Source organism: Hydrogenophaga taeniospiralis (genome assembly GCF_020510445.1).
GTDB lineage: Bacteria > Pseudomonadota > Gammaproteobacteria > Burkholderiales > Burkholderiaceae_C > Hydrogenophaga.
On the sequence record NZ_JAHBAG010000001.1, the window covers coordinates 3,664,936 to 3,684,088 of the forward strand.

Below are 19,153 nucleotides of genomic sequence, written 5' to 3' on the forward strand. Positions count from 1 at the left end.
TCGCCACGCACACCATGACTTCAGGAATTCGCAACTCGGTGATGGATCTCGATCCGTTTCAACTTCAACACCATAGATTGCGCGGGCGCTTGCAGCCGTATGTAGGCCTGTCTGCCGCATGCCATGTGCACCGGCGTAGCACATCCCATGCGCCCTACAGCAATTGCGTGGGACGTGGATCATCGGCCCGCGGATTGGGATCCGATGCCACGGTGGCGTTTACCATCCAGTTTTTCGTCCAATTGCCGAACAGGCGTTGCCAGTGTTCGGTGAGCATGCTGTTTGTCTTTAGGGAGCGGACACGTCACGCCAGATCGGCCAGCGGGTGCGGTGAGGAGATGAAGGACTGCATGTAGATCGGCGTAACCTCGGCGAGCGTGGCGGGCTTCCAACGCGGGTTGCGATCCTTGTCGATTATCAAGGCGCGTATGCCCTCGGCGAAGTCGCCGAAACGCGCGCAGGCCACAGACACGTGGTACTCCAGACGCAAGACGTCGGCCAGCGACAGGTGCAACACACGCTGCCACAGCGCAAACGACAGTGCCGCCGAGGTCGGTGAGCCGCGCATGAAGGTTTCGGCACCCTTGGCCAGCCAGGGGTCCTCGTGTTCCGCCAGCCGCTGCAGTCGCCCGGCGATGTCGGCCAGACTGTCATGGCCAATGGTCTGGTCGATCAAGTCGTAATGCTGGCGCAGCTTCGACTGCGCCTCGCCCTCGCACAATGCATGCTCGCGCAGCAAGTGGCTGAGCCGGGCAGCATTCTGCTCGCCCTCATCGAGCCAGTGGCCGGCGGCAATGGCAGCCAGCACCGCGCCGTGCTGCTCGTGCGGCAGCACGAAATCTGCCAGGCCCACGAACCGCGCATCGGTACCGTTGAACGAGGCCCCGGTGAGCGCCAGGAACAGGCCAATCTTGCCAGGCGCGCGCCGCAGGAACCAGCTGCCGCCAACGTCCGGGTACAGCCCGATGGAAATCTCTGGCATGGCCAGCCGCGTGCTCGGCGTGACCACGCGGTGCGAGGCGCCAGCCAGCAGCCCGATGCCGCCGCCCATCACGATGCCGTTCCCCCAGCACAGGATCGGCTTTGGGTAGGTGTGGATCTGGTAGTCGAGCCGGTACTCGCGCTCGAAGAAGGAAGCGGCTTGGCTCGGCACCTCATCCGTCGGCGTACTGCGCATTGAGGCGTAGAGCTGCTGCAGGTCGCCGCCTGCGCAGAAAGCACGATCGCCCTCGGCGTCTAACACTACCAAGGCGATACGCGGATCGTTCGCCCACTGCGTCAGCTGCGGCGCCAACCGATCGATCATGTCGAGCGACAGCGCGTTCAAGGTGCCTGGCGAACTCAGCGTGGCACGGCCAAAACGCCGCCCGCACCCAGTGGGGATTTCCTCGAAGCGGACGCTCATGCATTGCTCCATTGCGGTGCGCGCTTGGCAAGGAAGGCACTGACACCTTCTCGCTGGTCTTGAGTGTCGAAGAGATCCACGAATGCCTCGCGCTCCGCCACCAGGGTGGCAGTCGGCGACTGCGTGCGTGCACCATGGATCAGTTGCTTGCAAGCCGCGACACTGGTTGGGCTTTGTCGTTCCACTGACTTGGCCAACGCCAGTGCGCGCTCAAGCACTTGGCCACGCGGAACCACCTCCTGCACCAATCCAATGCGCAGCGCAGTGTCGGCATTGACACGCTCACCACACAAGATCAGGCGCTTGGCCCAAGCCTCGCCAATCTGCCAAGAAAGCCACTGCGATCCGCCTGCGCAGGGCAGCAGGCCGACTGCCGCCTCGGGGAGTGCCATCTGAGCATGCTCCTCGGCAATGCGCAGGTCGCAGGCCAGCGCACATTCCAGTCCGCCCCCCATCGCGAAACCATTGATGGCAGCCACGCTCAGCCCCCGAAAACCCGCAAGCGCCTCAAAGGCCTCGCCGAAGCGGCGTGCCATCGCACGCGCTATCGCCTTGTCCCCGTCGGCGAAAACCTTGAGGTCTGCACCAGCCGAAAAGAACTTCTCTCCCGCGCCGGTGAGCACGAGGCTGTAGATCTCGCGGTCGGCATTCAAGTCAGCCACGAGCCGGGTCAGTGCTGCGAGGCTTTCCAGCGTCCAGGTATGGGCGGGAGGGTTATCGAGAGTGACCAGTGCGATGTGATCGCGCTTTTCGAGCTTGAGTCCAGGGTAGTCAGCCATTTCCATGTCCTTTCCTTACGATTTCTGTTGCAGCGCCGTGCGTCAGCGTTGCGTTTGCAGCATCTTGATCACGCTGGAGAAGTCTTCCCCTCCATGCCCCGCGATGCTGTGCGCCGCATAGATCGCGCGCGCCAAGCCGCCCAGCGGGGTGCTGGCCTTGGTGGCCATGGCGTTTTCCTGCGCCAGGCCCAGGTCCTTGAGCATGAGGTCGGTGCCGAAGCCCCCTGCGTAGCCCTTGCTGGCCGGGGCGTTCTCGTGCACACCGGGGAAGGGGTTGTATTTTTCGAGCGCCCAGTTACCGCCCGAGCTGCGGCGCATGATTTCGCTCAGCACCTTGGGATCCAGCCCATTGGCCACGCCCAGGGCGATGGCCTCGCTGGTGCCCACCATCAGGATGCCCAGCAGCATGTTGTTGCAGATCTTGGCGGTCTGGCCCGCGCCCACGCTGCCGGCGTGGAAGATGTTGGCGCCCATCTTTTCGAGCAGGGGGCGGGCGCGCTCCAGGTGGGCGTCGCTGCCGCCCACCATGAAGGTGAGGGTGCCTGCGATGGCGCCGCCGGTGCCACCCGAGACGGGCGCGTCGATGAAGGCGATACCCGCCGCCTCGGCGGCCTTGGCCACCTTCTGGCTGGTGGCTGCGGCAATGGTGGAACTGTCGATCACCAGCGCACCCTTGGCGATGGAAGCCAGCAGGCCCGGGCCATTGCCGTTGCCCAGGAACAGGCCTTCCACGTGCTGGCTGGCAGGCAGCATGGTCACGATGGCTTCCGCGCCCTGCACGGCGTCCTGCGCGCTGGCGGCCACGGCCACGCCCTCGGCCTGCAGCTTGGCGCAGGCGTCCTTGTTCAGGTCGAACGCGATGACGGTGTGGCCCGCCTTGTGCAGGTTCGCGGCCATGGGGCCACCCATGTTGCCTAGGCCGATGAAGGCGACTTTCATGTGTATCTCCTGGGAATGCTGGAATGGGGTCAATGCGGGGAATTCAAGATCTAGCGAATCACGTCCGGCGCGTCGCCTTCGAGCATGCGCCTGCCGATGATCACTCGCATGATCTCGTTCGTGCCTTCAAGGATCTGGTGCACGCGCGCGTCGCGCATCAGGCGCTCCAGCGGGTATTCGCGGATGTAGCCGTAGCCGCCGTGCAGCTGCAGCGCCTCGTTCACAACGGTGAAGCCCGCGTCTGTGGCGAAGCGCTTGGCCATGGCGCAGTAGGTGCTGGCGTTGGGGTCGCCCGCGTCGAGCTTGCTCGCGGCCAGGCGCACCATCTGCCGCGCGGCGACGAGTTCTGTCGCCATGTCGGCTAGCTTGAACTGCAGTGCCTGGAAGCTCGCGATGGGCTTGCCGAACTGCTTGCGGTCCTGCATGTACTGCTGCGCCTGCGCGAGCCCGCCCTGGGCCGCGCCCACCGAGCAGGTGGCGATGTTGATGCGCCCGCCGTCCAGGCCCTTCATGGCGATCTTGAAGCCATCGCCCTCGCGGCCCAGCAGGTGGTCGGCCGGGATGCGCACGTTGTCGAAGCTGATGGTGCGCGTGGGCTGGCTGTTCCAGCCCATCTTCTCTTCCTTCTTGCCATAGCTGATGCCCTCCGCATCGGCCGGCACTGCAAAGGCGCTGATTCCGCTCGCGCCTGAGTTGGCATCACCCGTGCGGGCCATGAGCACCAGCACGTCGGTGCTGCCCGCGCCGCTGATGAAGGCCTTGGCGCCATTGATCACGTATTCGTTGCCGGACAGTTCGGCCCGGGTTTTGAGCGAGGCGGCGTCAGAGCCTGCGCCGGGCTCGGTCAGGCAATAGCTGGCGAGCTTTTGTCCACTTGTAAGGGCTTCGCCCCACTCGGCACGCACCCCGTCAGCACCCCAAGTGCCCAGCATCCAGGTGGCCATGTTGTGGATGGTGATGAAGGCCGTGGTGCTGGGGTCAACTGCAGCCATTTCCTCGAAGACCATCGTGGCGTCGAGCCTGGGCAGTTGAAGGCCACCGATGCTCTCGGGCGCATATAGGCCACAGAAACCCAGTCCGCCGGCTTTGGCGATCGCCTCGCGGGGAAAGTGGTGCTTGCTATCCCACTCTGCTGCATAAGGTTCCAACTCGGCTTGAGCAAATGCGCGCGCCGTGTCGGCGAAGGCGCTTTGCTCTTCGGTCAATTCAAAGTCCATGTACGACGGTCTCCTCGCGTTTGCCTCTTCTCAGATAGCTGCCAGCCCTCACTGACAAGGTGCTGGCGGCCACGCATTACTTCAGGCTGATGGTGGTGTTGACGCCGTGGCTCGTGGTGCTGTCGTCGAACCATCGCTCGGTCACCGTCTTGGTCTGCGTGTAGAACATCACGACTTGCTTGCCGTACGGGCCCAGGTCGCCGAGCTTCGACGCGCGCGAACCGGTGAACGAGAACATCGGGACCGGCACGGGGATCGGCACGTTGATGCCGACCTGGCCCACGTCGATCTCTTCCTGGAACTTGCGCGCTGCTGCACCCGACTGGGTGAAGATGGCGGTGCCGTTGCCGTTGGGGTTGCTGTTGATGAATTCGATGGCTTCGTCGATGTCAGCGGCGGGCACCAGAGCCAGTACCGGGCCAAAGATTTCCTGGTCGTAGATGGCCATGCCGGGCTTCACGTTCGAGAAAATCGTCGGGCCCACGAAGTTGCCCTTTTCATAGCCGGGCACCACAGGCTTGCGGCCGTCCAGCTCCAGCGTGGCGCCATCCGCAATGCCGCGTTCGATCAGGCCTTCCACACGCGAGAGCGCCGCGCAGGACACCAGCGGGCCCACGTCCGTGCCCTTTTCGGTACCGCCGTTCACCTTGAGCGTCTTGGCCTTGGCCACCAGCTCGGGAATCCACTTTTGCGCTTCGCCCACCAGCACCACCACGGGCAGGGCCATGCAGCGCTGGCCGGCCGCGCCAAATGCGGCACCGGCAATGGCGTTGAGCGACTGTTCCTTGTTCGCGTCGGGCAGGATGATGGCGTGGTTCTTGGCACCCATCATGCATTGCGCACGCTTGCCGGCCAGGGTGGCACGGTTGTACACATGGGTGCCCACCTTGGTGGAACCCACGAAGGACACGGCCTTGATGTCCTTGTGGTCGCAGATCGCGTTGACGGCCATTTCACCGCCGTGGATCACGTTGAGCACGCCGGGCGGGACGCCCGCTTCGAGCGCCAGCTCCACCAGGCGCATGGTCACCATGGGGTCTTGCTCGGAGGGCTTGAGCACGAAGGTGTTGCCCGTGGCAATCGCCATGGGGAACATCCACAGCGGGATCATGGCCGGGAAGTTGAAGGGGGTGATGCCTGCGCACACACCCAGCGGCTGCAGCAGGGTGTAGGTATCCACGCCACCGGCCACGTTGTTGGCCAGCTCGCCCAGTTGCAGGTTGCCGATGCTCGCGGCGTGCTCAACCACTTCGAGGCCACGGAACACGTCACCTTCGGCATCGGGCAGGGTCTTGCCTTGTTCTGCCGTGAGGATGGCGGCCAGCTCGGCCATGTTTTCACGGATGAGCTGCTGGTACTTGAGGAAGATGCGGGCGCGCGTGCCGATGGGCGTCTTCTTCCAGGTCTTGAACGCTTCCTTGGCCGAGGCCACGGCGGCATTGATCTCTTCGGCCGTGGCAAACGGCACACGGGCCAGAACCTGCTGCGTGGCGGGGTTCACCACGTCGCGCCATTCGGTGGTCTTGGATTCGACGAACTGGCCGCCGATCAGCAGCTTGACGGTGGGGATTGGATTAGGCACGAGGGTTCCTTTACATGATTCGACATCGAACTCGATGCCTGGATTTCAGAGAGTTCCCGCTGCGGCACGACGCCGCATGCGAGAAGTGACACACGGTCAAACACGTTCGAAGATGGCGGAGATGCCCTGCCCTCCACCGATGCACAGCGTCACCAGCGCATAGCGCCCACCAGTGCGGTGCAATTCAGCGATCGCCTTCGTCGTGATGATTGCTCCCGTCGCGCCGACGGGGTGCCCCAGCGAGATGCCGGAGCCGTTCGGATTCACCTTGTCCGGATCAAAGCCAAGCTCCTGAATCACTGCGCAAGCCTGTGCCGCGAACGCCTCGTTCGACTCGATCACATCCAGGTCCTGGACTTTCAGGCCCGTGCGCGCCAGCACTTTTCGCGTAGCCGGGATGGGGCCGATACCCATATAGGCAGGCTCCACACCCGCGTGCGCATAGCCCACCAAGCGGGCCAGCGGCTTGAGGCCCAGCGCTTTCACACGTCCGCCCTCCGCCAGCACCACGGCACCCGCGCCATCGTTGATACCCGACGCATTGCCAGCAGTGACCAGACCATTCTTCTTGAAGGCGGGTTTCATTGCGGAAAGGGATTCGAGCGTCGTGTCACCCCGCACGTGCTCGTCGGTATCGAACAGCACCAAGCCCTTGCGGGTCTTCACCTCCACCGGAACGATCTGTTCCTTAAAGCGGCCAGTCGCGATGGCCGCGGCCGCGCGTTGCTGGCTGAGAACCGCCAGTTCATCCTGCTGCTTGCGCGAGATCTTGAAGCGCTCCGCCACATTCTCCGCAGTAATGCCCATGTGGATCTTGTCCCAGGGGTCATGCAGGATGCCGAGCATGTAGTCAACGAGCGTCGCATCACCCATGCGGGCCCCATAGCGCGCCGAAGTGTCGATGTATGGTCCGCGGCTCATCGACTCCGAGCCCCCTCCGATGGCAATCTCGCAGTCGCCCTGCGCGATGGCCTGCGCAGCTGAGACAATGGCCTGGAGCCCAGAGCCGCACAGGCGATTGACGTTGAATGCCGGGGTCTCTATCGGTATGCCCGCATCGATGGCGGCGATGCGACTGAGGTACGCATCCTTCGGATCGGTGGGAATCACATTCCCGATGACGACATGCCCGATGGCGTCGGGCGCAACACCGCTACGTTCCAAGGCAGCCTTGACTACAGTGGTTGCCAACTGGGTGTTTGGCACATCCTTCAGCGCACCGCCAAAGGTGCCGATGGCTGTACGAGCGGTGGCGACAACAAAGATTTCGCGAGCATTCATAAAAGGCCTGTGAGAAGCTGAAGAAATGGTCGGATTACGCCGATGCATGAAGACGGAATGGCACCCGATGGCAAGTACTTTAGAAACTTCAGCCTCTGCCGGACAGTGGCTAAATTGACTGTTTCTATGCGTATTCCGTCAATCCGAAATCGCAAGGATGCGCGCCAGCATCCGCTTCTGGAGTCCAGAAAGAGCAAGAGCGCCTTGCACCCCTTCCAGGCGCTCAGGTCGAGAGATATCTCAGTCGCGACTCACGCAGACGCCGCGTCATTGAGACGTAGTTCTTCCTTCATCATCTCCCGCATCACGAACTTCTGGATCTTTCCCGTGACCGTCATCGGAAAGCTCTCAACGAATCGGATGTATCGAGGGATCTTGTAGTGGGCAATCTGCCCTTTGCAAAACGCCCGCAACTCATCTTCACTGAGCGTGGCACCGTCGCGAAGGACAACCCATGCGCACAGTTCCTCGCCGTATTTCTGGTCCGGCACTCCAATCACCTGCACGTCCTGGATGGCGGAATGGCGATAGAGAAACTCTTCGACCTCCCGCGGGTAGACGTTCTCGCCGCCTCGAATCACCAGATCCTTGATGCGGCCCGCGATGTTGACGTAGCCGTCCTCATCAATCGTGGCGAGATCCCCGGAGTGCATCCAACCTTCTGCATCGATGGCCTCGGCGGTCTTCGCGGCGTCCTTCCAATATCCGCGCATCACGGAATAACCGCGAGTGCAAAGCTCGCCCACGGCCCCCACAGGAAGAATCCCCCCGGACTCCGGAGATATGACTTTCAACTCCAGGTGAGGCAGCACTTTCCCGATGGTGGAAACACGTTTCTCCAAGGGGGTGTCCGTGGTGCTTTGGCAGCTTGCCGGACTGGTTTCGGTCATGCCGTAAGCGATCGTCACCTCGCCCATGTGCATCTCGCTCACGACACGCTTCATCACTTCAATGGGACAGGGCGAGCCGGCCATCACCCCCGTGCGTAGCGTCGAGAGGTCAAACTCCTTGAAGCGCGGGTGGTCGAGTTCGGCAATGAACATGGTTGGCACACCATGAAGCGCCGTGCACCGCTCGTCTTGCACCGCCCGCAGCACCGACACGGGCTCGAACGCATCGTTCGGGTACACGATGGTTGCGCCGTGTGTCAGAGCGGCAAGGTTTCCGACCACCATTCCGAAGCAGTGGTACAGCGGCACCGGAATGCACAGACGGTCATCCGGGGACAGCCGCATGGCTTCGCCAATGAAGAACCCGTTGTTCAGTACGTTGCGATGGGTCAGGGTCGCACCCTTGGGAGAACCCGTGGTGCCACTCGTGAACTGAATGTTGATGGCATCGGTGTTCCGCAGTCGCGCGCCGTAGGAGCGGACAGCTTGATCGGCCGGATCGCCCATCGCGAGCAGATCCGAGAAGAGCATGAAACCAGGAACCGTATCGCTTCCGATCTGGATGACCGTTTTCAGTGACGGCAGTTTGGCGGACTCAAGGCGTCCAGGCACTGCACCGCTCAGCTCCGGTGCGATGCTTCGGATCATCTCCAGATAGTCGGTCGTCTTGAAGCTCGGCATCACGATCAACGCCTTGCATTCGACCTTGTTCAGCGCGTACTCCAGCTCCGCCACCCGATACGCCGGATTGATGTTGACGAGGACGACCCCGGCTTTGGCCGTCGCGAACTGGGTGACGAGCCATTCGACATTGTTGTGCGACCAGATCCCGATCCTGTCGCCGGGCTCGAGCCCCATCCGAAGCAAAGCGCTCGCTATCCGATCGACTTTGCTCTGCAACTCGAGATAGGTGTACCGGATGCCTTGGTGACACGAGACCACCGCTTCCTTGTCGGGGAACCTTCCGACCATCTCGTCGAAGAAGGCGCCGATTGTGTGCTCGATCAGTGGCCTGTCCGTCGCTCCACGCGAATAGCTCGTTTCTAACTTGGTCATCGATTCAGTCTCCAATACAAGCCCCACGCGCCTGAAAGCCGTGCATAGCGCCAACGTCACCCGTCTCAATGAATGGATGCCTTCGTGTGACAGTGCCTGGCCGCCTTTCTCAAGAGCACGGCAATGTTCTGGTAAACCACGTTTCACCCGCTCGATATCAGTAGTTCACCAACGGCTCATGAAGCACGTGCGGGGGCGGCGATGCACTCCTTCGCCACATCCGCGCCTCGGGCAGACGCGGCGCGGCGATGGTCGATCAAAGCCACCGCGACGACGCCGACGACTCCCGCCAATGCGATCGCGATGAAGTTCTGCTCCAGCGGCAGTTGCATGGACATGAGCATGCCGATACCGATCGGCGCCGCAATCCCCCCGGCCCGCCCCACGCCCGAAGAAAAACCCACCCCAGTGGAGCGGACGGCAGCCGGATAGAACTGAGCGGCATAGGCATAGACCAGAATCCCAGTGCCCAGCGTAGAGGCGCCGACGACAGCGACAACCACAGCCAGCGGCTGCACGCCATAGCCCAGCAGCGTCAACGAAACCACGGATGCGGCGAAGAAAGTGCACAGGACCCACTTGATGTTCAGCTTGTCGCCAAGCCAGCCACCAAGCACAGCTCCAACAATGGCACCGCCGTTGTAGATCAACAGGAAGTTCAGCGCGGAGCCGACGCTGTGGCCTACCATGGCCATCAGCTTGACGAGCCAGGTGCTCAGTGCGTACATCATGAACAACGCCGTGAAGAATGCCGCCGAGAACATGACCGTACTGCAGCCGCGCCCCTCCTGGAACAACTTGCCTACAGGCACGCCATCAGCCTTGCCATCCACCGGCATCTGAAAACGTGCATCGGCAGGAAGGAAATGGCCCGGCGCGATGCGGGCGACGATCTGCCGAAGCCTTGCATCGTCATTGCGCTTCATCAAGAAGGACATCGACTCAGGCATGTATCTCAGAATGAACGGGATCAGCACGACCGGCGCACCCGCGGCGAAGAACACCGACTGCCACCCATAGATCTCCAGGAACTGCTTGCCAATCAGCGTGGCAAGCACACTCCCCACCGCATGGCCGCACAGCATCGCTGTCGCCAGCACTCCTCGCAGCTTCTCGGGTGCGTACTCGGTCATATGCGCCGTCGTACAAGGCAATGCGCCACCAATGCCGAGCCCCGCAATGAAGCGCAGTGCGCTGAAAGTGACGGGGTCGCTTGCCAGGGCGGCTGCCGCAGTGAAGGCGCTGAAAAGAAGTACCGAGATGGAAAGCGCCCAGCGACGGCCAATCTTGTCGGCGAGCATGCCCAGGCCCATTGCGCCAAACATCATGCCGAACAGTGCCGAACTCGTCATGAACCCGGCCGTTGTCGGGTCGACGTTCATGTCCTTCATGATGACCGGGAGCGCGATTCCTGCAACGGCCAGGTCGTAGCCGTCGGCGACGATGATCACGCCACACAAGAAGAGAACAACAAAGTGGAAACCGTTGAATCTGGCTTCGTCTACAAGCTTTTGAATGTCTATGTGATGCATACGGTCCACTCCATCGCAAGTTGAAACGCTGTCAATGGTCTTGACACAGAGATCTGTTCTGAAAACCATGGCAAAGTGACCTCCTCCCTCAGTGAAGGGGCGGAGGTAAAACGGTCTGCCAGATGAGATGCGCGTTGAAGGTACGACGCGCATTGCGCGTCGCTCTATTTGCGCTTGTGCATGATCTCGAGCCGACGGCGATCCTGGGCCTGTCGGTTGCCAGGGTCGCTCATACCGTTCGGCAGCAAGGCGTCGAGAGCAACAGTGCGCTCATCGATCTGCTTGTTCGTCGCATCCTGCAGCGCCTTCTTGGACATCGCATAGGCGACGTTGCAGTCGGGAGTGATGCAGCGCGCATAGCGAATGGCCGTGGACAACAGCTGGTCCGGCTCCACCACCTCATGGAAGAACCCCAGGCGCTCGGCCTCTTCCTGACCGTACAACTCGCCCCGCAAGGTGGTCAGCGCACCCACCTTGTCGCCCAAGGCGTACTTGATGATCTCCACGTAGGCGGCCGGCATGGGGATGCCGATGGGGACTTCGTTGAGTCCGAACTTCGCGGTCTTGCGGGCCGCAACGCGGAAATCACAATCCAGGGCAGTGATCAGGCCGCCCGCGATGGCATGGCCGTTGATGGCCGCCACCGTGGGCCGGGGGTACCGGAAGATGCGCAGATTGGTTTCGCGGTAGGCCTTGTACCAGTCGCGGATCTTGTCGAGGCTGCCGCTCCCGAAGATCTCGAAGCTGTACTGGAAATCGATACCCGCCGAGAACGCATCGCCCTGGCCCGTCAGGACGACTGGCAGCTCGCTGAACTCGCGTTCGAGGCGATCGAATGCTGCGTGCAGGTCGGCGAAGAACTGGTCGTTCTGGACGTTGACCTTGTTGGTGTTCATGCGCACGACGGCGCATTCATCAATGATTTCGATATCCCATGCCATGTGGCGTCTCCTTTAGTTAAAAAATCGAAACAGCGACCGGTGGATTCACTCTTCCAGTTTGAACGCGTGACGTGCGTTACCCGCGAGGAACCGGGGGAGCACATCGTCTCCGAGCTCCAGCGCCTGGATGTGCTTCAAGCATTCTGCGGGGGTCAGCATCGGAAAGTTGGTGCCGAACATCACCTTGTTCTTTCCCGGTCCGCGCATGTAGGCCACCAGCTCCGGTGGAAACCGGGAAGTCTTGTAGGCAGAGGTGTCGACGTAGACATTCGGGTGTTTCATCATGAGCGAGATCATCTCGCTCACCCAGGGGATGCCGATGTGCCCGCCGACGATGCGCAGTTCTGGAAACTCGTGCGCGACGTTGTCCAGGTAGGGGATTGGCCGCCCAGGCTCCGAAGGCCGCATCGGGCCGGCATGGCCCACCTGCAGGCAGAACGTGATGTCGAGCTCGACGCATTCGGCATAGAGGGGGTAGTACCTGCGGTCGTCGGGAGGGAGCCCCCACAGCCAGGGCAGGACCCGCAGGCCCTTGAAGCCGAACTCCTTCACGCATCGGCGCAGTTCCCTCACCGCGTCCATTGGCCTGTTGATATCGACGGACGCAACGCCGACCACATATCCGCCGTGCGCCTTGACCGCGGCAGCCACTTCGTCGTTCGTGATCATCGGCCCCGCGGGCCCCCACCACGCGCTCGCGATCGTCCGCGAGACACCTTGCTCGCGGAATGTCTTGAGCGCCTCGTCGTGCGAGATGTCCGGGTTGTCCTGCGCCAACGTCCGCCAAGCCGTCGGCCATCGACGCAAAGAATCGAACATAGGGTCCAGCAAGTACGCCTTGTTCGGAAGCTGCATCCATGCATCGATGATTTCGGTCATCTCACTGCTCTTGAGTCAGGTTGATGAAGTTTGCGCCACCTTGGGCCGGAACTGGTCGTCGAAATCATCCAGGCTGGGCATGGGCAGTACCGGCCGGCTGTCGATGTTCTCCACGGCGTGGAAAAGCTTCATGAGCATGCCGGTACGCTCCGTGTTGTCCACGTAGGGGACGTGGTACGCAAAGAACGGCTCATGGACGGAATAGCCTACATACCCCAACGTGCCTTGCAGGAGGTGCTTGAGCATGTCCTTCAGGTCACCATGGATCGAGTCGGGGCCAAACATGTAGTCCCGCCCACCCAGAGACGCTACGACCATCGCGCGTTTGCCGCGCATGCCGCCTTGGTCGTACACCCGCGTTCCACCGTAAAAGACACCGGACAGGAACACCCGGTCGATCCAACCCTTGAGTTGAGCCGGTACCGAGTACCAGAAGATGGGGAATACCAGCACGAGCAGATCAGCATTGCGCACGGCCTCGACCTCGGCGGCAATCTGCGGGTCGATGGTCTGGTTTTGCCAGGCATGACGCTGCTCTAGTGGGTAGACCAGGTAGTCCTCGCGTGACCTGGCACCAAAATCATCTGCACTGGCCACAGCATTGAAGTTGATAGCCTGCAGATCGGTCACGCTCGTCTGCCAGCCATCTTTCTCCAAGGCCTCCTTGGTCATGTCGCGCATGGCTGCGACGAACGAATTCGGTTCGGGGTGCGCGTAAACGATATGTGCGCGTTTCATTGCGTGCTCTCCATTGCCTTTCGACGGCGGCCGACGGCCGCGTTGATTTCGATCACCTCTTCGTCTATGCGTTGGTGATACTCGCTGCTGGGATGCAGCCAGTCCTTGATGCGCCGAAGAATCGTGGGATCCTTCGAAGCGAGAAGCTTTGCACGCTCCCAGCCTCGTGCATGAATCTCCGCCGCGGGCGAGACCTCTGCGACAAGTCCCCACTCGCATGCCTCGGCGCCCGTGAACTTCTCGCCGCCGAGGAGCAGGCGCTTGGCCCGCGGCAGGCCAACGGCCCGCTGCAACAGCAGCGTGCTGGCTGCCTCCGGGCAAATACCCAGGTCGATGAAGGGAAGCCGCAAGACCGCGTCGGCACTCGTCACCACCCAGTCGGCATGCAGCAACCAAGTCACGCCGATCCCGGTGGCCGAGCCATGCACCGCGATCACGACGGGTTTCCTCACGTCGGCGATGGCGTGCAGGAAGGTTGGCACGGCATCCTGCGGCTGCTGAGGCCATTCGTCGAAGGCCTTCAAGTCATGCCCGGCGCAGAACACGTCGCCCGCCCCCGTCACCAGAATGCAGCGCACGTCGTCTCTTTCGTCGGCAGCTCTCAGGGCCTCGGCGATGGCCACGAACATGGGCATGGTGAGCGCGTTGCGCTTTTCAGGCCGGGCTATGCAGAGATGCCATACCCCGTCCTGCACACTGCACTGGATGGATTCAATGCTCTCCATACTCACGACGAGGCTCCTTGCAAACGGTGTCCATGGGTCATCGGCGGAATGTCCTTGCCGGTAATCTCGCCCAGCAAGGCACGCTGGCGTTCACGCGCCTCCTCGATGGCTTTCAATTTCACGTGCCCGAACCCACGGATCTGCTCAGGAATGCGTGCCAGCTCCAGACACTTCTTCGGCTGGGCTGCGATGAAAGGCAGCGTGGACTGGATACCCTGCTTGTATTCGTCGATGAGCGCGCGCTCCGTCCTGCGCTCGTGCGTGTACCCGAACGGATCGAACAGCGTGCCCCGCAGGAACTTCAGCTTCGCAAGGACCGTGAACGCCGACGCCATCCAGCCGCCGTACAGCCGCTTGCGCGGCAAGCCGTCCGAGCCGCGCCGGGCGAAGAGTGGCGGCGCCAGGGAGAACCCAACTTTGTATTCGCCATCGAACTGGCTTTCGATCAGCTTGCGCAGCTCCGCGGACGAATGCAGGCGCGCCACCTCGTACTCGTCCTTGTAAGCCATCAGCTTGAAGAGATTCCTGGCGACGGACTGTTCGTAGCCGTCGGGCATCGCAGCACCGGACGAACGTACCTTCCGCAGAAAGCCTTCGTACTGCTGGGCATAGCTGCTGCCCTGGTAGGCCACCAGCCGGTCGCGGCGGTCTTGCACCAGTTGCGGCACGTCTTCCTTGCCGGCCCTGGGGATCCATTGCACGACCGCAGCGGGCTTCGCCACCAGCCGCTCTGGCGACGCCACGTACTGCCGGCCGATCTTGAACGCGCGCAAGTTGGCATCCACCGCCTGCCCGTTCAGCTCGATCGCGCGGCGCAGCGCATCGTGCGACAGCGGCACCTGCCCCGCCTGCCAGGCCGCACCCAGCAAGATCATGTTGGCGTAGACGCTATCTCCGCAGTAGCGCACCGCGATGTCATGGGCCGGGATCTTGGCCAGTCTTTTCTCTGCGCACGCCTGCTCGATGGTGGCCCACAGCGCCTCGTTCGGCATGCTGAAGTCGCGGTTGCGCTGGAAGTCGGAGGTAGGCGATACATTGGTATTCACCATGGCGCGGCAGTCGGACTTCAGCCGGCTGATGGAGTCCGGATGCGCGCTCACCACCAGATCTCCCCCGATGAGCGCATCGGCAGCGGCGTCCGGTATGCGTGGCGCATGGACGTCGTCGGCCGTTGCCGCGATGCGCACATGGCTCCACACCGCGCCGCCCTTCTGGGCCAGGCCGGCCATGTCCATCACGGAGCAATGCAGGCCCTGCAGGTGCGCCGCCATGCCCAGGATGTTGCCGATCGTCAGCACGCCCGTGCCGCCGATGCCGTTAACCAGCACAGCGTAGCTGGTGACCAGCGCGGGCAACTGGGGATGGGCCGGCTCGGGCCAGGCTGCCGGATCGCCTTCGGAGCCGGCACCGGAGTCGACCGGCTTCTTGCGCAAGGCCCCGCCCTCCACGGCCACGAAGCTCGGGCAAAAGCCGTCGGCACAGGAGTAGTCCTTGTTGCAGGAGGACTGGTTGATCTGGCGCTTGCGACCCAGCGGCGTCTCCAGCGGCTCGATGGAGACGCAGTTGCTCTTGACGGTGCAGTCGCCGCAGCCTTCGCACACTTCCGGATTGATGACGTAGCGGACCGGAGGATCCGGGTACTTGTTGCGCTTGCGCCGGCGGCGCTTCTCGGCGGCACAGGTCTGGTCGTAGACCAAAGCGGTCACGAAAGGCAATTCGCGCAGTTCGCGCTGGACGGCGTCCAGATCGCGCCGGTGATGGAAGGTCGTGCCAGGCGCAAACGCGGATTCGTGCCCCTTGTATTTCTCGACGTCGTCACTGACGACCACGACGCGTGCCACGCCTTCGGCATGCAGCAGTTGCGTCAGCATCGGTGCCGTGAGCGGTCCGTCGTGCGGCTGCCCACCTGTAAGCGCCGTAGCGTCGTTGAACAGGACCTTGAACGTCATCGGCGTCTTGGCCGCCACGGCCTGACGGATGGAGAGCGAGCCCGAATGGAAGAACGTGCCGTCGCCCATGTTGGCGAACATGTGCGGCCGCTTGGAGAAGCGGCTTTGCCCCACCCACGGAGCACCCTCGCCGCCCATGTGCGTATAGCTTTCGGTACGGCGATCCATCCAGTTGGCCATGTAGTGACAGCCGATCCCGGCCGTGGCGCGCGAACCCTCCGGTACCTTGGTAGAGCTGTTGTGCGGGCAGCCAGAACAGAAGTACGGCGTGCGCATGAGGGGCGCCAGGAGCTTTCCCTTTTCTGGCGTGTAGGGGAGCGCCTGGCATGCGTCCATGCCTGCGGCATGCAGCCGCGCCTGCAACGCCGCCGCGATGTCCACGGGCCCGAGTTCGGCATCTCCGCGCAAGAGGCGCTGCCCATGCGGAATCTCGAATTCCGCGCATTGGAGGCCGCCACTGGACTTGCCCACGACCTGGGGCGCTTTCTCTCCGCTTGCGGCAAGCGGGTAAAGGATGTCCTTGACCTGCTGCTCGATCAGCGCCCTCTTCTCTTCGACCACGAAGATCTCGTCGAGGCCCTGTGCGAACTCGCGGATGATCTGCGGCTCCAGGGGCCAGACCATGCCGAGCTTCAAAAGGGCAATACCCCTCGCGGCCAGATCCTGCTCGCCGATGCCGAGCAGCCTGAGTGCTTCGCGCACGTCGTTGTAGGGCTTGCCGCCCGCAATGATGCCGATGCGGGAACCTGCGCCCTTGGCCACGATGCGGTTCAACGCGTTCGCACGACAGTAGGACAGCGCCAGGGGCAGCTTGGTGCGCACGATCCGCGGCTCCTGCGTCGCCCACACGTCGGGCCAACGGATGTGGACGTCTTCCGTCGCCTTGAAATCCTCGGGCGGCCGGCATTCGACCCGGAACGGATCAACGTCCGCGATCGATGTAGTCTCGACGATATCCCCCACGCACTTGAGCCCCACCCACAGGCCCGCCGCGCGGCTCATTGCCCAGCCATGAATCCCGTAGTCGAGGTATTCCTGCACGTTGCTCGGGTACAGAATGGGGATGAACGACGCAACCAGCAACTGTTCGCTCTGATGCGCGAACGAGGATGACTTGGCCGTGTGGTCGTCGGCGGCCAGCACGAGCGCACCGCCATGCGGTGAAGTTCCAGCCGCATTGGCATGCTTGAGGGCGTCCGCGCTTCTGTCGACGCCGGGCCCCTTGCCGTACCACATAGCAAACACGCCATCGACCGTAGCCTCCTCCGGGTGCTGCATCAATTGCTGGGTTCCCCAGCAGGCGGTCGCAGCCAGGTCTTCGTTGAGACCCGGGATGAACTCAATCTGCTTTTCCTTGAGCAGTTTCTGGATCCCCCAAAGCACTTGGTCCAGACCCGACAGCGGCGACCCGCGGTAGCCACTGACGAACCCGGCGGTGTTCAACCCTGCCGCGCGGTCGCGAGCGCTCTGGTTGAGCAGCAGCCGGACCAGCGCCTGCGAACCACTGATGTAGGCGGGGCCGCGGTCCAGCTGATAGCGGTCCTCAAGCTTCGCAGGACGCAGCAATGCTCCGGGCGGAGGCGTTACCTCAGACATGCCGCACCCCCGCATGTTGGACGCAGGCGGCAAAAACATCACTGAAATATGTCTCGCGCGAGGCAGCTGCACGCGGTGAAAGACTCATGGGGAACTCCTTGTATTTGTTGCTCGGTCGGGATGCCACCCCTCTATTAACCGACACGCAGCCCTATTCGTACATTGGCGAAATTGACTTTGTTTGTGCCAAATCCGCCATCGCACACCAAGGTACAGACGGTGGAGGCACTCAGAACGAAAGTCCAAAAACGAAATATGCGATGCTGGCCACGGCTACCATCGCGATGGCGGGAACGGCCACCAACGCATACCCACGATAAAAATCCAGCGCTTGGCTGGCGGGGAAGACAGCGAATCCGTGGCAGCTTCCCTGTACGGCGATTCGGTCGCAGCAGTCACAAGCGGGATAGGGTTCTCCGTCGACGACCTGGCGAGAGTTCGCCTTCATCTGGGGCTGCAAGGCTTGATCGCAGCTGGGGACGTCGCTGCACAATGACTCAAGGGGTATGTCGCTCATCTCCGTGCTCCTTTTCGTAGTCGCTGGTCTAGAGGCCAGCAGGGCTCATTAGGCGGATTTCCACGCCTTGGTGTAAATTGTCGAAACTGACATGTTTTATGCCGTTTACGACCAATGCCACGTGCCGCCATCCTCACCTTCGACGGCTGCTACGCCTCCAGCGTGGCAGGATTTGCCGACATCCTTCAGATCGCGAATTCGCATCTAAGGCTCGAACAAGCGCCGGCGTCGGCTCTATTCGAGTGGCGTTTCGTGTCGCCGTCGGGCGAAGCGGCGATTGCCAGCAATGGCCTGCCTCTGCAAACCCACAAGTTGGGGCCGCGAGAACGGTATGACTTGGTGTTTGTTCCCAGCTTTCACTATGGTGGGCACCGACAGTTCGACCAGTTCCTCGACCGGCAGACCGATGCCTGTGTCTGGCTGACGGCGCAATGGCGCGCAGGATCGTGGGTCGCCGCAAACTGCACGGGTACCTTTATCCTGGCCCAGACAGGCTTGCTCGATGAGCGCGTTGCAACGACGACGTGGTGGCTTGAACGGCAGTTCAGGGAGAAGTTTCCACGTGTCGACCTGCAACTGCGTCCTGTGATCACCGAGATTGACCGCCTGATGTGCGCGGGCGCGTCAGCGTCGTATCTGATTCAGACCATTCGTGTCATTGAGCGCTTCTCGGGGCCGGTCATTGCGTCGCAGTGCGCGAAGGCCATGCTGATTGACGTGAGTCAAACCAGCCAGATTCCCTATCTTCCATTGCTCGCCCAAAAGAACCACTCCGACGCGCTGGTGCATCGAGCCCAGCGCTGGCTCCAGGGCAACATGACCAAGGATCTGAGGATCACCGAGCTCGCCGATACGCTCGCGGTCAGTGACAGAACCCTCATCCGGCGCTTCCGCAGCGTGCTGGATCAAACGCCGCTGGCCTATCTCCAAGATCTTCGACTAGAAGCTGCGCGCGCGCTGCTCGAGACCAGTTCGCATAGCGTCGAAGAAGTGGCGAGCCAGGTCGGATACAGCGACACCAGTTCCTTTTCCAGACTCTTCCGTCAACGCATCGGAATGAGTCCGAGAGCCTACCGCGGCCGCTTCCAGATGGACTCCTCGCTCTAAGGAAGATCTGCACACCTGTC

16 protein-coding genes are annotated in these 19,153 nt (G+C 62.2%); 1 reads left to right on the forward strand and 15 read right to left on the reverse strand.

Going from position 1 to position 19,153, the window contains the following annotated elements:
* Positions 1 to 154: 154 nt before the first annotated feature.
* From KIH07_RS25410 to KIH07_RS17685, 15 genes are all read right to left on the reverse strand, one after another.
* Positions 155 to 277, reverse strand: a complete 123-nt coding sequence (locus tag KIH07_RS25410; protein ID WP_264181856.1) for a hypothetical protein — start codon at positions 275 to 277, stop codon at positions 155 to 157.
* A 27-nt stretch (positions 278 to 304) separates the two neighbouring features.
* The gene (locus KIH07_RS17620; protein ID WP_226493212.1) at positions 305 to 1,405 is read right to left on the reverse strand and encodes an enoyl-CoA hydratase/isomerase family protein; all 1,101 of its coding nucleotides are present in this window, start codon (positions 1,403 to 1,405) and stop codon (positions 305 to 307) included.
* Positions 1,402 to 2,184 (reverse strand): enoyl-CoA hydratase, encoded by a 783-nt coding sequence (locus tag KIH07_RS17625; RefSeq protein WP_226494742.1) that lies wholly within the window; start codon positions 2,182 to 2,184, stop codon positions 1,402 to 1,404. The genes KIH07_RS17620 and KIH07_RS17625 overlap by 4 nt, the downstream gene beginning before the upstream one ends.
* 42 nt (positions 2,185 to 2,226) lie before the next feature.
* Positions 2,227 to 3,123, reverse strand: a complete 897-nt coding sequence (mmsB, locus tag KIH07_RS17630) for a 3-hydroxyisobutyrate dehydrogenase (protein WP_226493213.1) — start codon at positions 3,121 to 3,123, stop codon at positions 2,227 to 2,229.
* Positions 3,124 to 3,173: 50 nt separating this feature from the next.
* Complete coding sequence (locus tag KIH07_RS17635; protein WP_226493214.1) at positions 3,174 to 4,340, reverse strand: acyl-CoA dehydrogenase family protein; 1,167 nt, start codon at positions 4,338 to 4,340, stop codon at positions 3,174 to 3,176.
* Between the two features lie 76 nt (positions 4,341 to 4,416).
* Entirely contained in the window at positions 4,417 to 5,922 is a 1,506-nt protein-coding gene (locus KIH07_RS17640) for a CoA-acylating methylmalonate-semialdehyde dehydrogenase (protein ID WP_226493215.1), read from the reverse strand.
* A gap of 96 nt (positions 5,923 to 6,018) precedes the next feature.
* Complete coding sequence (locus KIH07_RS17645; RefSeq protein ID WP_226493216.1) at positions 6,019 to 7,203, reverse strand: acetyl-CoA C-acyltransferase family protein; 1,185 nt, start codon at positions 7,201 to 7,203, stop codon at positions 6,019 to 6,021.
* 251 nt (positions 7,204 to 7,454) lie between these two features.
* Positions 7,455 to 9,149: an AMP-binding protein gene (locus tag KIH07_RS17650; protein WP_226493217.1), complete on the reverse strand. Its 1,695-nt coding sequence runs from the start codon at positions 9,147 to 9,149 to the stop codon at positions 7,455 to 7,457.
* A 176-nt stretch (positions 9,150 to 9,325) separates the two neighbouring features.
* Positions 9,326 to 10,681, reverse strand: a complete 1,356-nt coding sequence (locus KIH07_RS17655) for an MFS transporter (RefSeq protein WP_226493218.1) — start codon at positions 10,679 to 10,681, stop codon at positions 9,326 to 9,328.
* A 164-nt stretch (positions 10,682 to 10,845) separates the two neighbouring features.
* The gene (locus KIH07_RS17660) at positions 10,846 to 11,622 is read right to left on the reverse strand and encodes an enoyl-CoA hydratase/isomerase family protein (protein WP_226493219.1); all 777 of its coding nucleotides are present in this window, start codon (positions 11,620 to 11,622) and stop codon (positions 10,846 to 10,848) included.
* 45 nt (positions 11,623 to 11,667) lie between these two features.
* Entirely contained in the window at positions 11,668 to 12,501 is an 834-nt protein-coding gene (locus KIH07_RS17665; protein ID WP_226493220.1) for an amidohydrolase family protein, read from the reverse strand.
* A 15-nt stretch (positions 12,502 to 12,516) separates the two neighbouring features.
* Positions 12,517 to 13,239 carry an NAD(P)H-dependent oxidoreductase gene (locus tag KIH07_RS17670; protein ID WP_226493221.1) on the reverse strand — a complete coding sequence of 241 codons (723 nt, stop codon included), beginning with the start codon at positions 13,237 to 13,239 and terminating at the stop codon, positions 12,517 to 12,519.
* Positions 13,236 to 13,964, reverse strand: a complete 729-nt coding sequence (locus KIH07_RS17675) for an enoyl-CoA hydratase-related protein (RefSeq protein ID WP_226493222.1) — start codon at positions 13,962 to 13,964, stop codon at positions 13,236 to 13,238. Before KIH07_RS17675 ends, KIH07_RS17670 begins: the two co-directional genes overlap by 4 nt.
* Before the next feature lie 2 nt (positions 13,965 to 13,966).
* A complete protein-coding gene (locus KIH07_RS17680) occupies positions 13,967 to 17,509 on the reverse strand; it encodes an indolepyruvate ferredoxin oxidoreductase family protein (RefSeq protein ID WP_226493223.1) in 3,543 nt (1,180 codons plus the stop codon).
* Positions 17,510 to 17,738: 229 nt separating this feature from the next.
* The gene (locus KIH07_RS17685; protein WP_226493224.1) at positions 17,739 to 18,026 is read right to left on the reverse strand and encodes a hypothetical protein; all 288 of its coding nucleotides are present in this window, start codon (positions 18,024 to 18,026) and stop codon (positions 17,739 to 17,741) included.
* 114 nt (positions 18,027 to 18,140) lie between these two features.
* Here KIH07_RS17685 and KIH07_RS17690 point away from each other — a divergent pair, with 114 nt between their 5' ends.
* Complete coding sequence (locus KIH07_RS17690; RefSeq protein WP_226493225.1) at positions 18,141 to 19,133, forward strand: GlxA family transcriptional regulator; 993 nt, start codon at positions 18,141 to 18,143, stop codon at positions 19,131 to 19,133.
* Positions 19,134 to 19,153 lie beyond the last annotated feature (20 nt).